This is a genomic window from Mycolicibacter terrae (genome assembly GCF_010727125.1).
GTDB classification, from domain to species: Bacteria; Actinomycetota; Actinomycetes; order Mycobacteriales; family Mycobacteriaceae; genus Mycobacterium; species Mycobacterium terrae.
In genome coordinates this window covers 3,375,875-3,396,381 of the sequence record NZ_AP022564.1, presented here as the reverse complement: position 1 = coordinate 3,396,381, position 20,507 = coordinate 3,375,875, and the positions used below count along the sequence as shown (strand labels likewise).

The following is a 20,507-nucleotide window of genomic DNA, read 5'->3' as shown; positions in this document are numbered from 1 at the left end:
TACGCGGCGGCCACCAACTGTGTGTTCGCATCCGATGAGCGCCGCCCCCCCCGCCCCTAAATGAAAACCATTGTCAATAAGGCTGTGTCTGCGGTACGGTTCGTCGCAGTCCTTGTTGAAAATGATTTTCAATAACTCGCCATCGTGCAGAGGGGGTTCCGATGTCCGCCCCACCCCGGTCGTTCGCCGCCACGGCGCCTTGCGGGAAGCGCTGACCCCGTGGCCGAAAAATCCAGCAGGGCTCGGCGTGCCCCGAAAAATCCGGCACGAGCCGCCAAGAAGAACCGGCTGACAAAACTCGGCTTGGCCACCCTCGACTACGAGACCGGGACGCTGCGGATCTTCACCTCCGAACGGGGAAAGATTCGCTCCCGGCAGGCCGCCGGGCTCACCGTCGGTGGCCGAGGCGGGGTGCGGTGACGGGTCCGGTGTGGATGGCCGCACCGCCGGAGGTGCACTCGGCGTTGTTGTCCGCAGGTCCCGGTCCAGGGGACCTGCTGGCGGTCGGTGCGGCGTGGTCGATGTTGAGCTCTGAATATGCCGCGACGGCAGCCGAACTCGAGGCGGTGTTGGCCGCGATACAGGCCGGGGCGTGGCAGGGTCCCAGCGCGGAAGAGTACGTAGCCGCCCATCAGCCCTATCTGGCGTGGCTGGCGCAGTCCAGTGCCGACAGCGCGGTCGCCGCGGCCCGGCATGAGAGCGCGGCAGCGGCGTACACCACCGCGCTGGCGGCGATGCCGAGCCTGGCCGAATTGGCTGCCAATCACGCCGTCCACACGGCGTTGGTGGCGACGAACTTCTTCGGGATCAACACCATCCCCATAGCGGTCAACGAAGCCGACTACGTGCGGATGTGGATCCAGGCCGCCACCACCATGACCACCTACGAGGCGGTCGCGGATGCCCAGCTGGCAGCGATGCCCAAAGCCGTGGCAGCGCCGCCGATCCTGAAATCTGATGTCCAGGATTCCGGCAGTGGTGACGACGGTGGCGACAACCCGTTGGGGTTGCCCCAGTGGCTCGTCGACTTGCTGGAGAAGTTGGGCATCGGCAACAGCCAGCTCGCGCATGACCCGACCGTCGTCAACCCGCTCAACACCTTGATCGCCGACGCCTTGAAGAACTTCGGGCTGCACTGGAGCCCCGGCCAGGGCACCCTCAACGGGTTGGACTACGACGCGTACACGGACCCGGGACAGTGGCTGTTCTGGGTGGCGCGATCCCTGGAGCTATTGGAGGACTTCGAGGAGTTCGGGGTGATGTTGACCCAGAACCCGGTGCAGGCTTTCCAGTGGGTGTTCAGCTGGGCGCTGTTCGACTTCCCGACCCACATCCTGGAAGTCGCAACGTTTCTCAGCCAGAATCCGGCATTGTTCGCGGTGGCCGCCGGTGCCGGGATTGCGCCGCTCGGCTCGGCCGGGGGCCTTGCCGGGCTGGCCGGCCTGGCCGGCATACCCCCGCCCGCGATGCCGCTGCCGGCGCCGGCGGCAGTGGTGCCGGATATCCCGCCGGGAGCGGTGTCCGCTTCCCCGGCACCGGCCGTGGCGACACCGCCGGCTCCGGCGCCTGCGCCCGCTCCCGCCGCGCCGGCAGCGGGCACGGTGGCCGGCCCACCCCCGGCACCGCCACCGGCACCGGCCGCGGGAGGGCCCGGTTTCTTCCCGCCCTACCTGGTTCCGCCCGGCATCGGGTCCGGCTCCCAGGTGGCCATCCGCGCCGGCTCGGGCGCCAAGAGGAAGACCGCCGAACCCGACAGCGCTACGGCGGCGGCGGCCGCCGAGGCGCACCGGCGCACCCAGAGACGGCGGCGCCGACGCGCCGGCGCCCGCGACCACGGCGATGAATACCTCGACATGAACGTCGATGTCATGCCCGACTGGCGGTCACCGCCGGACAGGACGACAGTGTCGAGCCGGGGCGCCGGAGTGCTCGGGTTCGCCGGAGCCGAGGGGGAAAGCGGCGCAGCGACAGCGGGATTGGTCACCATTCCCGGCTCTTCACTGGGTGAGGGACCGCGCATGCCACTGCTGCCGACGACATGGGAGTCGGGCCGGGACGGCTGAGCACCCTCGATGCGACGCCGGGTTGAGCCTGGGTGATGCAGCTCTGCGCGCGGCGGCACCGGCCTGCTCAGCCCAGGTGGAAAACGACCTCCAGGGCCAGGAAGCCGAAGATGATCAGCCCGATGATCGCCGCGACGGCCGGGAGCACGAGTACAGGGTCCTTCATGGCTGAAAACGCTATCCAGCCGGCGGTTGCCCAACGCTGAAAAGTGTTGGTGATCACCGGAATGTGGGACTTTGGTCCGTGAGCGCCGACACCGATGACGGCGCATGTGACCCAGTCCACCGGGGCGGTCAGGGACCCCTCGGAGGATCGGGTGCGAGGCTGCCGTCCGGGCCGATGTGGGCGAAGATCTGCTGCAACAGCGTCAGAATGTGCGGGTCCTCGACGGTATAGATGTGATGGCGCCCCGCTTTGCGCGCGCTGATCAGTCCGGCCAGTCGCAGCTTGGTCAGATGCTGGCTCATGGTGGCGACATTGATTCCCGCCCGTCCCGCCAGGGTGGTGACGTCGTAGGCGCCCTGAGCGGCCAGCCAGAGCACGTGTAGGCGCGCCGGGCTGCTGAGCAGTGCGAAGGTGCTCGCAGCCGAGGCCAGTTGGGGCGGGGTCGGCCCGTCGGATCGGGTGGGGGAACCGGCGGTTTCGGGTGGCCGTTCTTCCTGTTTTGCCATTGCGGCATTCATTTTGTCCCAACACCTATCGCAGGCTTCGGCGAACGACACATTCGCATAGTTGCGTAACTATCAAAGTGTCGACAGAATTGGGCCCGTTCCCGCCTCAGATCACACGATTGGTTGCTGTCGAATTGACCCGAACATCGTTGCTGTTGCGCCCGCTCGCCCTCGGAATCCAGGTGACCTCCGCACTCGTCGACGCGTCGGCACGCGGCGCCTCGGCTGCCACCGAGGCGGTGGGAGTCATCGCATCAGCGAGCCTGCAAATCGCCACCGTGCCGGTTCGGGAAGCCGGCCGGCTGCTCTCCGGCGAGACGGCAACGCTGACCCGGCGCTGCTGGAGCGGTACCGATCGCGCGTGGATCGAAGTGCGCGGGCTCACCCACGCCGACGGGACAGACCTCGGGCGCGAGGTGCTCGAGGTGCTCGGCGCACAGCCGGGCGTGGTGTCGGCGCGGCTGAACCGCCCGCTGTCGCGGGTCGTCGTCGAAATTGCAGCCGAGGGCGACCGGGTCTCGCTGAACGACCTGTGCCGCTTGGTCGAAGGCGCCGAGCGGCGTCGTCGCCGGCCCGACGGCCCGGCCTCCACGCCCGGCCCGGACAGCTCGCCACCGGTGGCCCTGCCCGGCGACGGGTTGCCGATGGCGGCCAGGGGAGTGATGGTCGGTGTCAACGCCGCCGGGCTGGCGATCGCGCTGGCCGGCTGGGCGCTGCGGTTACCGCAGGCGCCGGTCGCCGTCGACGCCGCGGCCGCACTCGCGAATTACCAACCGTGGCTGCGTCGACGCCTTGCCGAGCGAATCGGCGCCGGCCCGGCCGACACGGTGCTGTCATTGATCTCGGTGGGCGCGCGCATCGCCACCCTGTCACCGGCCACGCTGGCGGTGGATCTGGCACTGCAGGGCATCAAAGCCGCCGAATGCCAAGCCGGGGCCCAGGCCTGGAACCACCACGAGCCGCACCTGGCCAAGCACGCCGAGCAGGCGGAGGCCCACCTGCCGTGGCGCCCGGTCCCGCTGCCGGAGGGCGCCGCCGACCGCCACGGTAACCGGATGGCGATCGTGCAGCTGGTCGGCGCCGGCTTGGCGGGGGTGTTCTCCCGCAACATCACCGTGGCCGCGACCGCGGCGGTGGTGGCCGGACCGAAAGCCCTGCGCACCACCACCGAATCGTTCGCGGCCACCCTGAGCCGAACGTTGGTCCAGCAGCACGGCGCGCTGCCGCTGCGCCCGGACGGGCTGCGCCGGCTCGACCGCGTCGACGCTGTACTCATCGATCCACGGCTGCTGTGCGACGGGACCACCCGTCACCCACTGGCGACGGCCCTGCTCGCCGAGGCGCGGGCTTCCGGTGCGGAACTGATCACGCTCGACGTCTCCGTGCTGGGCGAGCTGCGCCCGGCATTCGACGACCTGGCCCCGGCCGGCGATGGAACCCTCGACGAGGCGCTCGCCGCCGCGTTGGCCGGCCTGCAGCAGGCCGGTCGCACCGTTGCGGTGCTGTCCTCGACCGCGGCGCAAGCGCTCGCCTGCGCCGATGTCGGTCTGGGCATCATGCCGGATTCCACCGCCGTAGCACCGCCTTTCGTCGCCGATCTGCTGTTGGCGGATCTGGCCGGCGCGTGGCGGGTGCTGCATGCGCTGCCGGCGGCGCGGGCGGCCACCGAACGCGGGATCTCGCTGTCCAACGGCGCCTCGGTGCTCGGGGTGGTGCTCATGGTCCCGGGGGTCGGGGGAAACCGGGGCGTCCGGGGCACAGCAGGCCCCGGGCCGGTCACCGCCGGGGCGGCCGCCGGACTGCTGTCGGGATACCTGTTGGCCCGCGGGGTGTCCCGCACGCCCGCACCGCGGCCCGCGCAGGCCTATGAATGGCACGCGATGTCGATCGACGAGGTCCGCGACATCCTGCCGGCGCCCGAACCGGCCGGGGCCGCCGATGAACTCGCCGCGCCACCGCCGCACATGGCCTGGCAGTTCGTCAAGGCCGTGCGCGCCGAGCTGTCGGATCCGCTGATGCCGGTGCTGGCGTTGTCCTCGGCGGCCACTGCCATGCTCGGCTCCCCGGTCGACGCGATGATGGTCAGCACGGTGCTGATCGGCAACTGCATGCTCGCCGCCGCGCAACAGCTGCAGGCCGAGAACCGGCTGAACCGGCTGCTGGCGCAACAGACCCCGCCTGCGCGTACCGTCGTGCCGGGCGAGCCGAAGACCTACGGCGAGATCGAAGCCGACCGGCTGCGGCCCGGCACCCTGATCGAGGTGCGCAGCAATGAGGTCGTGCCCGCCGACGCGCGGCTGATCGAGGCCACCGACCTCGAAGTCGACGAGTCCTCGCTCACCGGTGAGTCGCTGTCGGTGGACAAGCAGACCGCGGCGACACCGGGCGCCGAACTCGCCGACCGGCGCTGCATGCTCTACGCGGGCACGACGGTCGTCGCGGGCACTGCGCTCGCCCTGGTCACCGCCGTCGGCGCCGACACCCAGGCCCGCCGCGCCGCCGAACTGGCCGCCGGCGAGTTGCCGGTCGTCGGCCTGCAGCACCAACTCAGTCAGCTCATGAGCCGCGCCTTCCCGGCCAGCGCCGCGGGTGGGCTGTTGGTGGGGGTGCTCGGAATGCTGCGCGGCGGCGGCCTCCGCCAGGCCCTGGGCAACGCGATCGCGGTCGCGGTGGCGGCGGTGCCCGAGGGGATGCCGCTGATGGCGACCCTGGCCCAACACGCGTCGGCGCAACGTCTGACCGACACCGGTGCGCTGGTTCGCATTCCCCGCTCGGTGGAGGCGCTCGGACGTGTCGAGGTGGTCTGCTTCGACAAGACCGGAACGTTGAGCGAAAACCGGCTTCGGGTCACCACGGTGCACCCGGTGCCGGGGTACACCGATGACGACGTGCTGCGCTGCGCGGCCAATGCCGCACCGGCACCCGAGGGCGCCCTGCACGCCCACGCCACCGACCAGGCCGTCATCGAAGCCGCCGCCGGCATCGCCGGCCCGATGTGGTCGGCCCCGGACGCGCACCTGCCGTTCCGTTCCGGCCGGGCGTTCTCGGCGTCGGTGTCGGGCCGCGAACTGGTGGTCAAGGGCGCCCCGGAAGTGGTGCTGGCGGCCTGCCAGGGCCTCGGCCCCGATGTCGGCGACCCGGTGGCCGACCTGGCCGCCGGCGGGCTGCGGGTGATCGCGGTGGCGCAGCGCCGACTGACCGCGGCACAGGTGCAGTCGCTGCGCGACGACCCCGACGTCATCACCGAACTGTGCCGCGCCGGATTGGTCCTGACCGGGTTCCTCGGCATCTGCGACACCCCGCGCGCCGAGGCGCCCCAACTGCTCGCCGATCTGGCCGATAGGGGCGTGGCTGTCCGGCTGATCACCGGTGACCACCCCGTCACCGCAACCGCGATCGCCGCCGAGCTCGGTGTGCCGGTCACCGCCGAGCAGGTCATCACCGGATCGGAATGGAACGCGTTGTCGCGCAAGGACCAGGAACGCGCGGTGGCCGACCGGGTGATCTTCGCCCGGATGTCTCCGGAGAACAAGGTGCAGGTCGTCCAGACCCTCGAACGCAGCGGGCGGGTCTGCGCCATGGTCGGTGACGGCGCCAACGACGCGGCGGCGATCCGGGCCGCCAGCGTGGGACTCGGTGTCGTCGCCCGCGGCAGCGACTCGGCGCACGCGACCGCCGACATCGTGCTGACCGACGGCCGGATCAACGCACTGGTGGACGCCATCGACGAGGGCCGACGGCTGTGGCGCGGCGTGCAACTGGCGGTGACCGGACTGCTCGGCGGCAACGTCGGCGAGGTGATCTTCGGTGTCATCGGCAGCGCCCTGACCGGAAGCTCGCCGCTGAACAACCGCCAGCTGCTGTTGATGAACATGCTGACCGACGCGCTGCCGGCCACCGCCGTCGCGGTGAGCACCCCCGCCGGCCCGGCGGGCCGCGTCGTGCACGGCATCGACGAAGCCAAGCTGATGCGTGCGGTCGCCGTCCGGGGTGCCATCACCGGAGCCGCGGCCAGCGCGGCGTGGGGGATGGCTCGCCTTTCTGCTCTACCCGGTGCCCCGCAGCGCGCCGCGACCGTCGCGCTGATCACGCTGGTCTCCACCGAGCTCGCCCAGACACTGGTCGATTCGCGCGCACCGCTGGTGTTGTTCACCGCCGCCGGTTCGTTCGCGGTGTTCGCGGCGATGATCAGCATCCCCGGCATCAGCCAGCTGCTCGGCTGCGCCCCGGTGGGCCCACTGGGCTGGGCGAAGGCCCTGGCATCGACCGGGGCGGCGGTGGCGGCGATCGCCGCGGCTCCGCACCTGCTGCCGGCCGGCCGGGGCGACGCGTCCGCACCGGACAGCCGACCGCAAGCGCCCTCGGCGGGTCCCGGTGCCAGCGTGCAGCTGCTGCGGCCGGCAGCGGCCCGGGAGGACGCAACGCGGGAGCTTGATGCGGCTACCGTGTGGGCCACCGTATAAATCGACTCGGGAGGCGCCGCGTGCACCCTTTCCGGCAAGCCGTCGAGGCCCGCGACGCCGCGGCCATCGAGGCACTGTTGTCCGACGACGTCGTGTTCACCAGCCCGGTGGCCTTCACTCCCTACCCGGGCAAGCCGATCACCGCGGCGATCCTGCGCGCCGTGATGCGCGTCTTCTCCGACTTCCGCTACGTCCGGGAGATCGCCGACCCCGGCGGGCGCGACCATGCGCTGGTCTTCGAGGCCACCGTGGCGGGCAAGCGGCTCACCGGATGCGACTTCCTGCATGTCGACGCGGACGGCAGGATCGACGACTTCATGGTGATGGTTCGGCCGCTCTCGGCGGCCACCGCGCTGGCCGAGGCGATGGCGGCGCAGTTTGAGCAGATCAAGCGCGAAGCCGCCGAGCAGAGCTCACCGCCGAGTCCGCGATGAGCGGCTCGCCGGGTTCGCCGGAGTCCGAGGCCGTCGCGTCCTAGCCCCGCCGAGGGCACACCGCCGGGATCGCAAGGGTTTCCGGCCGCCCGGGCACGTCCGGAATTGTGACTACGGCGCACCGCTGCGCGGCCCGTAACGAGCACGAGCTCGGCTTCGAAGTGGTGAAATGGATCGAGGCCATCAAAACGAGGATCACGAATATTGCGGCTACCGAATGCCATCTGAGCGATGCCGATACCCGAATCCGCCGTGACGCCCGGCGCTGAACTGTTCGTTCGCCGCCGGCGGTCACATGCGGTGCGTGAGCAGGCGCCGGTGGTTGCGGCGGTCGCGCTCGGCGGTGCCGTCGGCGCGTGCGCCCGTTACGGCATCGGTCTGGCATGGCCCACTCCGTCCGGCGGATTCCCTTGGGCCACACTGGTTGTCAATGTCAGCGGATGCGCGCTGATGGGGGCGTTGATGGTGGCGATCACCGAGGTGTGGGTCGGTCACCGGCTGCTGCGCCCACTGCTGGGCACCGGCGTGCTGGGCGGCTACACGACGTTCTCCACGTTCGCCGGTGACGTCGACACCCTTGCCGCCGCCGGTCATCTGGGCCGGGCTCTGCTCTATCTCCTGACCACGCCGGTGCTGGTGCTGGTCGCCACGTGGACTGCCGCGGCCTTTACCCGGCGTCTGATCACCAGGAGGACATCATGACCCAGCTGAGCGGATCAGCGTTGCGCCTGACGGTGTTCATCGGAGAGAGCGACACCTGGCATCACAAGCCGCTGTTCAGTGAGATCGTGCACCGCGCGCGCCGCGCCGGTCTGGCCGGTGCCACCGTCTTCCGCGGGGTCGAGGGTTACGGCGCGTCGTCGGCCATCCACACCACCCGGCTGCTGTCGCTCTCGGAGGACCTGCCGGTCTCGGTGATCGTCGTCGACACCGCCGAACGGATCCGCAACTTCCTGCCGGAGCTGGACGAGCTGGTCACCGAGGGTCTGATCCTCCTCGACGAAGTCGAGGTCGTCCGGCACGTCGGTCGAGCCGGAAACGGCCCGTGAACTGGCTGCTGGTGATCCTCGGCGCCGCGGTGGGGGCGCCGCTGCGATACCTGACCGATCGATTCGTCCAGGCCCGCCATAACACCACGTTCGCGTGGGGCACTTTCACCGCCAATGTGCTCGGCAGCCTGATCCTGGGGTTGCTCACCGGCGCGGCGAGCGCCGGGGACGAGCGGCTGCATCTGCTGATCGGCACCGGCCTGTGCGGGGCCCTGACCACCTATTCGACCTTCTCCTACGAAACGCTGCAGCTGGCCGCCGCCGGAGCCCGGTTCTATGCGATGGCCAATCTGGTGCTCACGTTGACCTGCGGTCTCGGCGCCTACTACGTCGGTGGCATTGCCGTGCAAGCGATCTGGGGCTGATCGGCCGTACTGCTCCCAGCCGGAGATGAGTCACGCCCACCCGGTTGCCGGCACCGGAATTGCTGGACCGACGGGGTCGGCGCGCAGAGAAGGTGCCACAATCAACCCGGCTCGTCCAATGGCCGCCCACGGATTCCCAGGAGACACGATGTCGTTCTCGATAGAACTCAGTGATGACGTGATCGAGGTGCGGGACTGGGTGCATCAGTTCGCCGCCGAGGTCGTCCGCCCGGCCGCCGCCGAATGGGACGAACGCGAGGAGACCCCGTGGCCGATCATCCAGGAGGCGGCCAAGATCGGCCTGTATTCGCCAGAGCTGTTCGCCACCCAGGCCGCCGAACCGAGCGGCATCGGCATGCTGACGGTGTTCGAGGAGCTGTTCTGGGGTGACGCCGGTATCGCGCTGTCGATTCTGGGCACCGGTCTGGCCGCAGCGGCGCTTGCCGGCAACGGAACTCCCGAACAGCTGGGCCGTTGGCTGCCGGAGATGTTCGGCACGGCCGACGAACCCAAGCTGGGAGCCTTCTGCTCATCCGAGCCCGACGCCGGTTCGGATGTCGGTGCGATCCGCACCCGCGCCCGCTACGACGAGGCCACCGGCGAATGGGTGCTCAACGGCACCAAGACCTGGGCCACCAACGGCGGTATCGCCAACGTGCACATCGTGGTCGCCTCGGTCTATCCCGAACTCGGCTCGCGGGGACAGGCCACGTTCGTGCTTCCGCCCGACACCCCGGGCCTGACCCAGGGCCAGAAGTTCAAGAAGCACGGCATCCGGGCCTCGCACACCGCCGAGATCGTCCTGGACAACGTCCGCCTGCCCGCGGACATGATCCTCGGCGGCCGGGAGAAGTTCGAGGACCGGGTCGCCCGCGTCAAGTCCGGCGCCTCCGCCGGGGGCCAGGCGGCGATGAAGACCTTCGAACGCACTCGCCCGTCGGTCGGGGCGATGGCGGTCGGGGTGGCGCGGGCCGCCTACGAATACGCCCTCGAATACGCCTGCCAGCGGGAGCAGTTCGGCCGCAAGATCGGCGAGTTCCAGGCGGTCGCCTTCAAACTGGCCGACATGAAGAGCCGGATCGACGCCGCGCGGCTGCTGGTCTGGCGGGCCGGTTGGATGGCGCGCAACAACAAGGCGTTCGACAATGCCGAGGGCTCGATGGCCAAGCTGGTCGCCAGCGAAACCGCGGTCTATGTCACCGATGAGGCGATTCAGATCCTGGGCGGCAACGGCTACACCCGCGACTACCCGGTGGAGCGGATGCACCGGGACGCCAAGATCTTCACCATCTTCGAGGGCACCAGTGAGATCCAGCGGCTGGTCATCGGGCGGGCACTGACCGGCCTGGCCCTGCGCTAGCCGGCCGTCTTGCCGTTGTCGGTCAGGTACACCGCGCCGTGCACCGCGGCCGCGGCGTCGCTGGCCAGGAATGCGATCACCTCGGCGACGTCGCTCGGAGCGCTCATCCCGCGCGGTGATGCCACCCGCATGACGAGATTGACGTCGGCGCCCTCGGGCAGCTGAAAATTCGTCACCTGCGGGGTCAGCATCCCACCCGGACACACGGCGTTGACCCGCAGCTTCTCCGCGGTGAACTCCACGGCCAACGACCGGGTGAGCCCGACGAGCCCGTGCTTTGCCGCGCAATAGCCCGCCGAGTACGCCTGGCCTTCCACCCCGGCGATCGAGGCGACGTTGACGATGTTGCCGGCCGTCTCCAGCAGGTGCGGCAGACCCGCGCGACACAGATAGAACGGCCCGTTGAGATTGACCGCGAGGTCGTGGGCCCACTCGTCGTCGGTGACACCCAGCGTGTGGCGCATCTGGTGTGCGCCGGCGACGTTGACCAGCACATCGAGTCGGCCGAACTGCGCGACGCACTGCGCAACCGCCGCCGTGCAGGCCTGCGCGGTGCTGATGTCCGTACCGGCGAACCGTCCGCCGGGCACATCGGCGAAGACCGTGGCCAGCCGTTCGGTGTCGCGGGCCACCCCGAACACCGATGCTCCGCGCCGGGCGAACAGCTGCGCCACCGCCGCACCCAGCCCCGAGGAGGCGCCGGTCACCAGTGCCACTTTGCCTGTCAGATCGGTCATGGGCACAACCGTATCCGCTGCCGCTCAGCGCCTTGTGCGCCGACGCAGTGCTGCCCTCCCGAACGCGAGCACCATTCCCGGTGAGGCCAACAGCAGCTTCAGCTCGGTACTCATTGGTCGCGTCCTGGACGAACTCGAGGAACGCGGCGGCATCGGCGGGCCGGCGCCCGACAGCCCGGGCGGTCACCGAGACGTCCATCGAGACCGAACCGCGGCGAAGCCCAGGCGAACACCGGCCCGCAGCACTGCCGCCAGTCCGCTCGGCCGCAGCAGCGCCGGCAATAGCTGCGCCGAATCGCAATACAGGACGCGCCGCCGAACCCGCCCGAGTTCGTCGAGTTCGTAGCGGTCTACCGCGGGCCAGGTCACCGGCCTGCCCCCGAGGGTGCCCCGGATCAGGAATTCGATGTAGACCAGGTTGTCGGCCGAAACCGCCGAATTGACCACGTCGATGTGCAGATCCGGCATCAAGGTGAACACCCGACGCCAATAACTGCCGGCGGCAGCGCGGCCCCGCACCTCGGGAAGCAGCGGCTGGATGTAACAGACATCCGGGTTCGTCAGTGCGTCCAGGCGCTCGAGGCTCGGCGCGGCCCAGGTCTCTGCAAAACGTTGAACGAAAGCGGCGGGTGAGGTCATCGGCCGGTCCGCTCCGCGCAGACCACCCCGAGCCAGTCGTCGGCAGCCAGCCCGCCGGCACGGGTCGGGTCGTAGCGGTGCAGCAGTTCGGTGACCCCGGCGTGGTCGCGGACAGTGAAGCCGTGGGCGGCCAGCAGCGCGTCGAGGCCGGATGCGGTGAATCCGCTGCGGTAGGGCTCGCCACGAGCAGCGACGACCCGGGCGATCCTTCGGGCGCCGGCCCACCGGCTGTCCCCGGTGACAACCGCGGTGTCGACGTAATCGGCGACGAGCCGGCTGCCCGGCGCGCACAGTGTCGCCAGGTCGCCCAGGGTCGCCTCGATCGCATCAGCCGTGAGGTACATGCTGACCCCGAGCCAGACGACCAGGCTGCGCCGTTGCGGGGCGAACCCGCCGGCCAGGAGGCGATCTCGGAGGTTGTCCTGCTCCAGGTCGCAGGGGATCCAGACGATATGGCCGGCGCGTGGCGCGGGCAGCAACCGCTCGGCGGTAGGACGTTTGGCGGCTTGGGTGGTGTGAGCGTCGACTTCGAAGATCGTCACCGAGGCCTGCGCGTTTCGCAGACTGGTGGTGTCGAACCCGGCGCCCAGCAGCACCAGTTGGTCGATTCCTTCCCCGATCGCAGCCGCGCAGACATCGTCGGTGAAGCGGGCCCGCAGCACGATATGGGCGTGCAGCCCGCCCCATCGACGGTCGAAGACCCGCACCGCGGCGCCGGCAAGCCAGCGATTGGTCAGTACGACCCGCAACGCGGGGTGCTCGACGAAATGCCGGGACCAGGGGTCGTCGAGTAGGCGACGGTGTGGTGCCCGCATGGATTCCGCGGCCCGTTGGGCCGCATTGACCTGCGCGGTCAAACTCGCCGTGCTGGTCAGACGTCGACGGGCCAACGGGGCGGGTGCGTTCATGCCGACGACGCTAGGTCGGAAATGGTCTGGGAGTAAGGTCCAATTCTGTGCTGGATTCATGGACCAGTGGGGTGGGCGGGGTGGACCTGCATCTCGAACTCCCCGCCGGGCGCGGTCGGCGCGCAGCTCTGGAGCACGCGCTGCGACAGGCCATCCGAGACGGGCGGCTGGCACCGGGGGAGTCATTGCCGTCCTCGCGGACTCTGGCCGGCCAGCTCGGCGTCGCACGCGGAACGGTGGTCGAGGCCTACACCCAACTGGCCGCCGAGGGTTACCTGCGCAGCCGGCAGGGGTCGGTTACCGAGGTCGCGCGGGGTCCGGGGCTGTTGCCGTCGCCGAGGCCGGTGCCGACGCCACCCCGGGTGGTGGCGGACTTCCGGCTCGGGCGCCCCGATCTGAGCATGTTCCCGCGCGCCGACTGGCTGCGCGCGCTGCGGCGAGCCCTGCACGTCACGCCGCATTCAGAGCTCGGCCCGCTGGACCCGCGGGGTGCACTGCGGCTGCGCACCGAGCTGGCCGGTTACTTGGGCCGGGTGCGCGGTGTGGTCACCAGCCCCGAGCGCATCGTCGTCTGCAGCGGATTCACCCAGGGGCTGCGGCTGGTGTGTGAGGCGCTGGCCGGGGCGGGAGGGCGGTCGATCGCGGTGGAGAATCCGTGCCTGCCCGACCACCGGGCGACCATCGCGGCGACCGGGCTCGGCATCACTCCCCTGGATGTCGACCGGGCGGGGGCGCAGCCGGCCGGGTTTGCCTCCTCCGCGGCCGCGGCGCTGCTCACCCCGGCCCATCAGGCGCCGTGGGGCGCCACGCTGGCCGCCGACCGGCGCGCCGACTTCGTTCGGCTCGCCTCCGCGCGCGGCGGCTACGTCATCGAGGACGACTACGACGGCGAGTTCCGCTATGACCGCCATCCGGTGGGTGCGCTGCAGGGCCTCGCCCCGGAACAGGTCGTCTACGTGGGCAGTGCCAGCAAGAGCCTTGCCCCGGGACTGCGGCTGGGCTGGCTCGCGTTGCCGGCCGATCTGGTGGAGCCGGTGGTCGAGGCCAAGCGGCGCGCCGACCGCGGCACCGACGTGCTCGGCCAGCTGGCACTGGCCGAGATGATCGAGTCCGGGGCGCTGGACCGCCATATCCGGCGAATGAGGCGACGCTATCGCCAGCGCCGGGACGCGCTGGTCGCCACCGCCGCCGACTGCGCTCCGGTGATGCCGATCCAGGGCGTCGCAGCGGGTTTGCACGCGGTTCTGTTGCTGCCCGAGGGGCTGTCGGAATCCGTCATCGTGGACGCCGCGCGGCGACGAGAGATCGCCCTCACCGGTTTGGCTCCGTTCTGGCACGGGCCGGCAGCGGCCCAGGGAATCGTCCTGGGTTACGGCACGCCGCCCGAACGCGACTATCCCCGGGCTTTGGAAGACCTCGGGCGGTTGCTGCGCGACACCACGACCTCGTGACACCGGCCGATCCCGCGGTACCGTCGAGGTCACCTCGGGCACCGCAGGAGTACGCCATGCAATACACCCGTACCGACAGCATCGCCGCCCGCCCGGCCGACGTGTGGGCGGTGTTGACCGACCTCGAGCACTGGCCGGACTGGACGGCGTCGATGCGCGAGATCACCCGGCTCGATGCCGGCCCGCTGTGCGTCGGCAGCACCGCGCGGGTCCGGCAACCCACCGGCCGGCCGATGGTCTGGACCGTCACCGAGCTGGCTGATGAGCGGTCTTTCACCTGGACCGCGTCGACGGCGGGAATCCGGTTCACCGGCTACCACGAGCTCATTCCGACCGGATCCGGTGTCCAGGCCGTGCTGACTTTCACCGTGACCGGTCCGATGGCCTGGCTGGGCCGGTTGCTCGCCGGTGGCCGCGTCCGGCGCTACGTCGACATGGAGGCTGACGGGCTGAAACGGCATTCAGAAGACCGCTCCAGGACGTAGCGGCAATCGCTGGAATGACTGCTGCGGTCCGCGATTCTCGACCGCGGAATGCGCCCGAAGCGCGCAATTCGGAGGTTGACATGTGCCAAGCTCCATGTCTACCGTGGGGCCAAACCTACGGAACCGTAGGTTTGGCCGGGGGGCCAATCGACTGCCCACATGTCGATCCGGGATGGAGCAAACATGACGAACGTTCAGACAGCGCTGCTGCATGAACTGGAACCGATTGTCGAGCAAAACCTCAACCGTCATCTCAAGGCCGCGAAGCCGTGGCTGCCGCACGACTATGTGCCGTGGAGCAAGGGGCGCGACTTCGCGTTCCTCGGTGGTGAGGACTGGGTTCCCGAGGACTCGCCGTTGGACCCGGTCGCCAAGGCCGCCCTGCTGGTCAACCTGCTGACCGAGGACAACCTGCCGTCGTACCACCGGGAGATCGCCACCCGCTTCGGCCGGGACGGCGCCTGGGGCTCCTGGGTCGGACAGTGGACCGCCGAGGAGGGCCGCCACAGCATCGCGCTGCGCGACTACCTCGTGGTCACCCGGGGCATCGACCCGGTCAATCTCGAGAACATGCGGATGCGGCATACCATCGCCGGTTACGACTCCGGTGACAAGACGCCGCTGCAGGCGCTGGCCTACGTGTCGTTCCAGGAACTCGCCACCCGGGTGTCGCATCGCAACACCGGTAAGGCCTCCGGCTGTCCCATCGCCGACCAGTTGCTGGCGCGGGTCGCCCTCGACGAGAACCTGCACATGGTGTTCTACCGCAACCTGATGGACGCGGCCCTGGACATCTCGCCGGACGCGGCCATGTGCGCCATCCGCGACGAGGTGATCGGATTCTCGATGCCCGGGATGAACATGCCCGGCTTCCAGGACAACGCCATCCTGATCGCCAAGGCCGGCATCTACGACATGCGCATCCACCACGACGACGTGGTGCAGCCGGTGCTGCGGTTCTGGAAGATCTTCGAGCGGGAGGACTTCGGTCCGGAGGGCGAGCAGGCCCGCGAACAGGTCGATGGGTTCCTCAAGATGCTCGACGAACGGGCCAAGTACTACGAAGAGAAGGCCAAGGCTCGCGAGAGCGTGCTGAGCTCCTAGCTCCGCCGTCACCCCGTCACGGACAGGTAGATCAGTGCCGCGTTGAGCACGGCGATCACCACCGTGACGGTCCAGCCGAGCGCCGAGGTCAGCCGCCGGTTGGCGTCGGCGCCCATCAGCGTGCGATCACCGGTCAATCGGATCAGCGGCACCAGCGCGAACGGGATGCCGAACGAGAGCACCACCTGGGAGATCACCAGTGCCCGGGTGGGGTCGATCCCGGTCGCCAGGAGCGCCAGCGCCGGGATCAGGGTGATCAGCCGGCGCCACAACAACGGCACCGACACCCGCAGCAGGCCTTGCATGATCATCGCGCCGGCGTAGGCGCCGACCGACGTCGATGCCAGGCCGGAGGCCAGCAGTCCGACCGCGAAGAACAGCGCGACGGTCGGGCCGAGCGCGTCGCCCACCGCGGCGTGCGCACCTTCGATCGTGCCGGTTCCCTCCCGCCCGGCCAGATTCGCGGCCGCCACCACCAACATGGCCAGGTTCACCGTGCCGGCCACCAGCATTGCCAGACCGACATCCCACCGGGTCACCCGCAGCAGGCGTTGCCGCGCGCGTCCGGCTTCGGCGTGGCCATGCCGGTCACGGGCCAGACCGGAGTGCAGATATACCGCGTGCGGCATGACCGTGGCCCCCAGGATCGCGGTCGCCAGCAGCAGGCTCTCGGTGCCGTCGAAGCGGGGCAGCAGACCACCGGCGACGTCGGTCACCGGCGGCGGACCGACCACCAGGCTGGCCAGGAATCCGATCGCGATGATGGCCAACAGCCCGCTGGAGACCTGCTCGAAAGCCCGCGGCCCACGGCGGTCCCCGACGACGAGCAACCCCATCGACACCGCCCCGGTGATCAGTCCGCCCAGCATCAGGGGCAGCCCGAAAATCAGGTTGAGGGCGATGGCACCGCCCACCACTTCGGCGAGATCGGTTGCCATGGCGACTAATTCGGCTTGTAGCCAGTAGGCGATGCGGGTCGGGCGGCGGGCGACACCACCGACCGCCTCGGGCAGTGACAGTCCGGTCACCAGGCCCAGCTTGGCGGCGAGGTACTGCACCAGGCCGGCCATCACGTTCGCGGCGATGATCACCCAGACCAGCAGGTACCCGAACGTCGCGCCGGCACTGACGTTGGCGGCGACGTTGCCCGGATCGACGTAGGCGATCGCGGCGACGAACGCAGGCCCGAGCAGATACCAGCCCGGGTTTCCCCGTACCGGCTTGCCCGTGCTCGTCATCAAGGACGAGCGTAGAGCCCCCGTCCGGTGACCAGCGGTAGATCCAGGGTGGTCCGGATACCCGGTTCGGCGGCCACCACCGCGGGTATCGCATTGACCACCCGCATCGCGGTTGCCACCAGGCCGGCGTGATTGTGGTCCCCGTTGGGGCTGGACAGGCACAGGTCCAGCGCATACGACGGTTCACCGGTCACCTCGACACGGTAGGACCCGCCGGGCTGGGCCGGCTGCGGCCACTCCGGGCACAGGTCTTCACGCAACCGGGTGACGTGTTCGAGGACCACCGCCGCCGCACCGTCAACCATCCCGCGCACCTCGAATCGCAATGCGGCCGCAGTGCCTTTCGCGATGTCACCGGCGGAGATGGAGAAGTCCTCCGGTGCGGGAACCCGAACGTGGGACTGCTCGACCGAGTCGAGTTCGAGGCCGAGTCCGGCCGCGAGCTGGCGCACCACCGAACCCCACGCCAGGCTCAAAACACCGGGCTGCAACAGCATCGGGATCTCGTCCATCGGTTGGCCGAATCCCATGACGTCGAACATGACGGCGGCGCTGTCATAGGTGGCGTAGTCGACGATCTCCATGCAGCGGATCTGCTGGATGCTCTGGCAGGTGCCGGCCAGCGCCAGCGGCAGCAGGTCGTTGGCAAAGCCCGGGTCGATGCCGTTGACAAACAAGCTCGAATTGCCGTTGCGCGCGGCATCTTCCAGCGGGGACAGCAATTCCGGCGGGATCACCTGCCACGGGTACTGCAGGAACACCGCGCTGCTGCCGACAACGTTGACGCCGGCGTCCAGGATGCGCCGGAAATCCTCCAGCGCCTCGCCGAGCCGGTTGTCGGCCAGCGCGGTGTAGACGACGCATTGCGGCTTGGTGTCGAGCACTTGCTGCAGGTCGGTGGTCGCGGTCACGCCGGTCGAAGTGTCCACGCCGGCGAGCTCTGCGGCGTCTTTTCCGGCCTTGGCATCCGAGGAGACCCACACGCCGGTCAGCTCGAATTCGGGGTTGGTGATCAGCGCTTTCAGCGCGTGCACGCCGACGTTGCCGGTGCCGATCTGGGCGACGCGGATGGGCATACGGTGTCCTCTACAGGTCGGGGATGGGCAGATCGAGATTCGGGAACGTAAGGCCCCCGTCGACTTCGAGCACCTTGCCGGTGAGGTAACTGCCGGCCGGCGAGGCCAAATAGACTGCGGCGGCGGCGATGTCGGCCGGCTCGCCGAGCCGGCGCATGGGGGTCACCTTCTCCATCGGCTCGCGCAGTTCGTCGTTGGACGCCACCACATCCAGCGCGGAGGTCAAAATCGATCCCGGTGCGATGGCGTTGACCCGGATGCGCGGGCACAAGTCCATGGCGGCCAGCCGGGTGTAGTGGGCCAGCGCGGCCTTGGCGGTGCCGTAGGCGGCGAATCCGCGCCCGGCCAGCCGTCCCATCGTCGAGGTGATGTTGATGACCGAGCCACCGCCGGAGTGTTCCAGCATCAGCGGCACCGCGGCGCTGGTCAGGGCGTGGGCGGTGCCGACATTGAAGGTGAACGCGTCCTTGAGGTCTTTGGTCGAGGTGGTCAGCAGCATGTTGGGCATGGTGCCGCCGACGTTGTTGACGACGATGTCGAGCTTGCCGAAGGCTTCCACCGCCTCGCCGGCCAGCTTGGCCGTCTCCTCGGGGTGGGCCAGGTCGGCGGCCACGATGTGGGCGCGACGCCCGACGGCTTCGACCTGTTGGGCGACGGTCTCTAGTTGGGATCGGGTGCGCGCGGCGATGACGACGTCGGCGCCGGCTTCGGCGAACGCGACCGCGATCGCTGCGCCTAAGCCCCGGCCGGCGCCGGTGACAACGGCGACGGAGTTATCGAGTCGGAATCTGTCGAGGATCACGTAGGCACGCTAACAAGAATCGGCTGCGAGCTGAAGCACTTTTTTGAAACACGTTCTAATTTGAGTTCTGGGCGTCCGATCGGCGGGGTGCGGGTGTCTGCTGATTCGGGTATTATCGAACATATGTTTGATAGTGGGTTGCCGGGGCCGGAGTCGTTGGCTGATGCCGAGGACAATGCCCTGGTGGCGGCCATCTCGGGGTGGTCCCGGGTGGAGGCCGCGGCGTCGGCGCGCCGGTTGGCGGCGATCGGCGAGTTGGTCGCGCGGCGTACCCGCGGGCGTGACGCGGTGAACCGGTCGCGCTGGTCATGCGATTACTGGGATGCCGCAGCTGCGGAGGTCGCCGCGGCCGAGCAGATCAGCCACGGTATGGCGTCTTCGCAGATGTATCTGGCCTCTGCGCTGCGTGAGCGGCTGCCGAAGGTTGCCGCGTTGTTTTTCGACGGGGCGATCAACACCCGGCTGGTCGCCACCATCGTCTGGCGCACCACGCTGATCACCAACCCCTACCTGCTGCACGCCGTGGACACCGCCCTCGCCGAGATCGCCACCGCTCTTGGACCGCTCTCGGCGGCCAAGACCGCCGCAGCCATCGACGCCCTGATCGACCGGTACGACCCCGACGCCGTCCGGCGCCAGGAGCGGGACGCCCGGGGCCGCGACGTCGTCGTCGACACCCGCAACAGCGAAAACGGCACCACCGCCCTGTGGGGCCGGCTGTTGGCCACCGATGCCACCGCCCTCGACCGGCGCCTCACCCAGTTGGCCCACACCGTCTGCGACGACGATCCCCGCACCCTGGCTCAACGCCGCGCCGATGCCCTCGGCGCCCTGGCCGCCGGAGCTGACACCCTCGCCTGCGCCTGCGCCACCACCGACTGCCCGGCCAGCGGCGCCACCGACGCCCGGGCGGCCAACGTCACGGTCTATGTCCTTGCCGAGCAGGCCGCGCTGGACACTCCGGCCGACCCGGGATTCGGCAACGGCGAGCAACCGCCGATCGCCCCGGCCCCCAAACGCCAAGCACGCCCAGGCCTCTCCGGGCACATCATCGGCGGCGGCACCGTACCCGCGCCCCTGCTGGCCCAGCTCGTCAACAGCGGCGCCACCGTCACACCGCTGGCACACCCGGCCGAGCTGCCGGCCCAACCGCACTACCGGCCCTCCACGGCGTTGGCCGCCTTCGTCCGGGCCCGCGACCTCACCTGTCGATTCCCCGGCTGCGACCGGCCCGCCACCTATTGCGACATCGACCACGCCATCGCTTATCCGTTCGGGCCCACCCACCCCGCCAACCTGCGCTGCCTATGCCGAAAACACCACCTGCTCAAGACATTCTGGACCGGCCCCGGCGGCTGGCACGACGCTCAGCACCCCGACGGCACCGTGGAATGGACCAGCCCCACCGGCCACACCCACATCACCCGACCGGGCAGCACACTGCTCTTCCCCACCCTGTGCATGCCAACCGGCACACCACCGCCAACCACCCCACCAGTCCCACCATCGGCGGGCCGCAGCCTCATGATGCCCACCCGCAAGCGCACCCGAATCCAAAACCGCGCCCACCGCATCAACTCCGAACGCGCTCTCAACAAAGCCCCACCCTGACGTCGATGAACAGCTGAACTCACGCCGGCGGCACCGCACTCCCGCCGCCT

19 protein-coding genes are annotated in these 20,507 nt (G+C 69.6%); 12 read left to right on the top strand and 7 right to left on the bottom strand.

From position 1 onward, the window contains the following. The first annotated feature begins 219 nt into the window (after positions 1–219). Positions 220–420, top strand: a complete 201-nt coding sequence (locus G6N23_RS22620; protein WP_133055483.1) for a 30S ribosomal protein S18 — start codon at positions 220–222, stop codon at positions 418–420. Beyond that, positions 417–2,063, top strand: coding sequence for a PPE family protein (locus G6N23_RS16055; protein ID WP_085261195.1), 1,647 nt, complete (start codon positions 417–419; stop codon positions 2,061–2,063). The genes G6N23_RS22620 and G6N23_RS16055 overlap by 4 nt, the downstream gene beginning before the upstream one ends. Before the next feature lie 294 nt (positions 2,064–2,357). Here the strand turns inward: G6N23_RS16055 and G6N23_RS16050 are convergent, their stop codons facing one another. Further along, a complete protein-coding gene (locus tag G6N23_RS16050) occupies positions 2,358–2,735 on the bottom strand; it encodes an ArsR/SmtB family transcription factor (protein WP_085261207.1) in 378 nt (125 codons plus the stop codon). A 182-nt stretch (positions 2,736–2,917) separates the two neighbouring features. On the opposite strand from G6N23_RS16050, the gene G6N23_RS16045 reads away from it, so the two are divergent. From G6N23_RS16045 to G6N23_RS16020, 6 genes are all read left to right on the top strand, one after another. Then, positions 2,918–7,198, top strand: coding sequence for a cation-translocating P-type ATPase (locus G6N23_RS16045; protein WP_372508935.1), 4,281 nt, complete (start codon positions 2,918–2,920; stop codon positions 7,196–7,198). 20 nt (positions 7,199–7,218) lie between these two features. Beyond that, on the top strand, positions 7,219–7,632 hold the full coding sequence (locus G6N23_RS16040; protein WP_085261193.1) for a nuclear transport factor 2 family protein: 414 nt from the start codon (positions 7,219–7,221) through the stop codon (positions 7,630–7,632). 231 nt (positions 7,633–7,863) lie between these two features. Continuing rightward, positions 7,864–8,334 (top strand): fluoride efflux transporter FluC, encoded by a 471-nt coding sequence (locus tag G6N23_RS16035; protein WP_085261192.1) that lies wholly within the window; start codon positions 7,864–7,866, stop codon positions 8,332–8,334. Next, positions 8,331–8,681, top strand: coding sequence for a putative PII-like signaling protein (locus G6N23_RS16030; RefSeq protein ID WP_085261191.1), 351 nt, complete (start codon positions 8,331–8,333; stop codon positions 8,679–8,681). The genes G6N23_RS16035 and G6N23_RS16030 overlap by 4 nt, the downstream gene beginning before the upstream one ends. Next, positions 8,678–9,046, top strand: a complete 369-nt coding sequence (gene crcB, locus G6N23_RS16025; protein WP_085261190.1) for a fluoride efflux transporter CrcB — start codon at positions 8,678–8,680, stop codon at positions 9,044–9,046. Before G6N23_RS16030 ends, crcB begins: the two co-directional genes overlap by 4 nt. 148 nt (positions 9,047–9,194) lie before the next feature. Next, positions 9,195–10,406, top strand: a complete 1,212-nt coding sequence (locus G6N23_RS16020; protein ID WP_085261189.1) for an acyl-CoA dehydrogenase family protein — start codon at positions 9,195–9,197, stop codon at positions 10,404–10,406. Here the strand turns inward: G6N23_RS16020 and G6N23_RS16015 are convergent. The 3 genes from G6N23_RS16015 to G6N23_RS16005 all read right to left on the bottom strand — a co-directional run bounded on the left by G6N23_RS16015 (position 10,403) and on the right by G6N23_RS16005 (position 12,672). Continuing rightward, positions 10,403–11,143 (bottom strand): SDR family NAD(P)-dependent oxidoreductase, encoded by a 741-nt coding sequence (locus tag G6N23_RS16015; RefSeq protein ID WP_085261206.1) that lies wholly within the window; start codon positions 11,141–11,143, stop codon positions 10,403–10,405. The genes G6N23_RS16020 and G6N23_RS16015 overlap by 4 nt on opposite strands. Before the next feature lie 183 nt (positions 11,144–11,326). Beyond that, complete coding sequence (locus G6N23_RS16010) at positions 11,327–11,782, bottom strand: nuclear transport factor 2 family protein (protein ID WP_085261188.1); 456 nt, start codon at positions 11,780–11,782, stop codon at positions 11,327–11,329. Beyond that, on the bottom strand, positions 11,779–12,672 hold the full coding sequence (locus G6N23_RS16005; RefSeq protein WP_372508937.1) for a class I SAM-dependent methyltransferase: 894 nt from the start codon (positions 12,670–12,672) through the stop codon (positions 11,779–11,781). The genes G6N23_RS16010 and G6N23_RS16005 overlap by 4 nt, the downstream gene beginning before the upstream one ends. 98 nt (positions 12,673–12,770) lie before the next feature. Here G6N23_RS16005 and pdxR point away from each other — a divergent pair, with 98 nt between their 5' ends. The 3 genes from pdxR (at position 12,771) to G6N23_RS15990 (ending at position 15,730) form a co-directional block, all read left to right on the top strand. Further along, complete coding sequence (gene pdxR, locus G6N23_RS16000) at positions 12,771–14,141, top strand: MocR-like pyridoxine biosynthesis transcription factor PdxR (protein WP_085261205.1); 1,371 nt, start codon at positions 12,771–12,773, stop codon at positions 14,139–14,141. 56 nt (positions 14,142–14,197) lie between these two features. Further along, the gene (locus tag G6N23_RS15995; protein WP_085261186.1) at positions 14,198–14,626 is read left to right on the top strand and encodes an SRPBCC family protein; all 429 of its coding nucleotides are present in this window, start codon (positions 14,198–14,200) and stop codon (positions 14,624–14,626) included. A 183-nt stretch (positions 14,627–14,809) separates the two neighbouring features. Beyond that, positions 14,810–15,730 (top strand): acyl-ACP desaturase, encoded by a 921-nt coding sequence (locus tag G6N23_RS15990; protein ID WP_085261185.1) that lies wholly within the window; start codon positions 14,810–14,812, stop codon positions 15,728–15,730. Between the two features lie 8 nt (positions 15,731–15,738). On the opposite strand, the gene G6N23_RS15985 is transcribed toward G6N23_RS15990, so the two are convergent. The 3 genes from G6N23_RS15985 to G6N23_RS15975 are packed head-to-tail and all read right to left on the bottom strand — an operon-like array spanning position 15,739 to position 18,846. Beyond that, complete coding sequence (locus tag G6N23_RS15985) at positions 15,739–16,968, bottom strand: Nramp family divalent metal transporter (protein ID WP_085261184.1); 1,230 nt, start codon at positions 16,966–16,968, stop codon at positions 15,739–15,741. Then, on the bottom strand, positions 16,968–18,044 hold the full coding sequence (locus tag G6N23_RS15980) for an NAD(P)H-dependent amine dehydrogenase family protein (protein ID WP_085261183.1): 1,077 nt from the start codon (positions 18,042–18,044) through the stop codon (positions 16,968–16,970). The genes G6N23_RS15985 and G6N23_RS15980 overlap by 1 nt, the downstream gene beginning before the upstream one ends. A 10-nt stretch (positions 18,045–18,054) precedes the next feature. Next, a complete protein-coding gene (locus tag G6N23_RS15975; RefSeq protein ID WP_085261182.1) occupies positions 18,055–18,846 on the bottom strand; it encodes an SDR family oxidoreductase in 792 nt (263 codons plus the stop codon). 123 nt (positions 18,847–18,969) lie between these two features. On the opposite strand from G6N23_RS15975, the gene G6N23_RS15970 reads away from it, so the two are divergent. Next, complete coding sequence (locus G6N23_RS15970) at positions 18,970–20,457, top strand: HNH endonuclease signature motif containing protein (RefSeq protein WP_095173738.1); 1,488 nt, start codon at positions 18,970–18,972, stop codon at positions 20,455–20,457. Positions 20,458–20,507 lie beyond the last annotated feature (50 nt).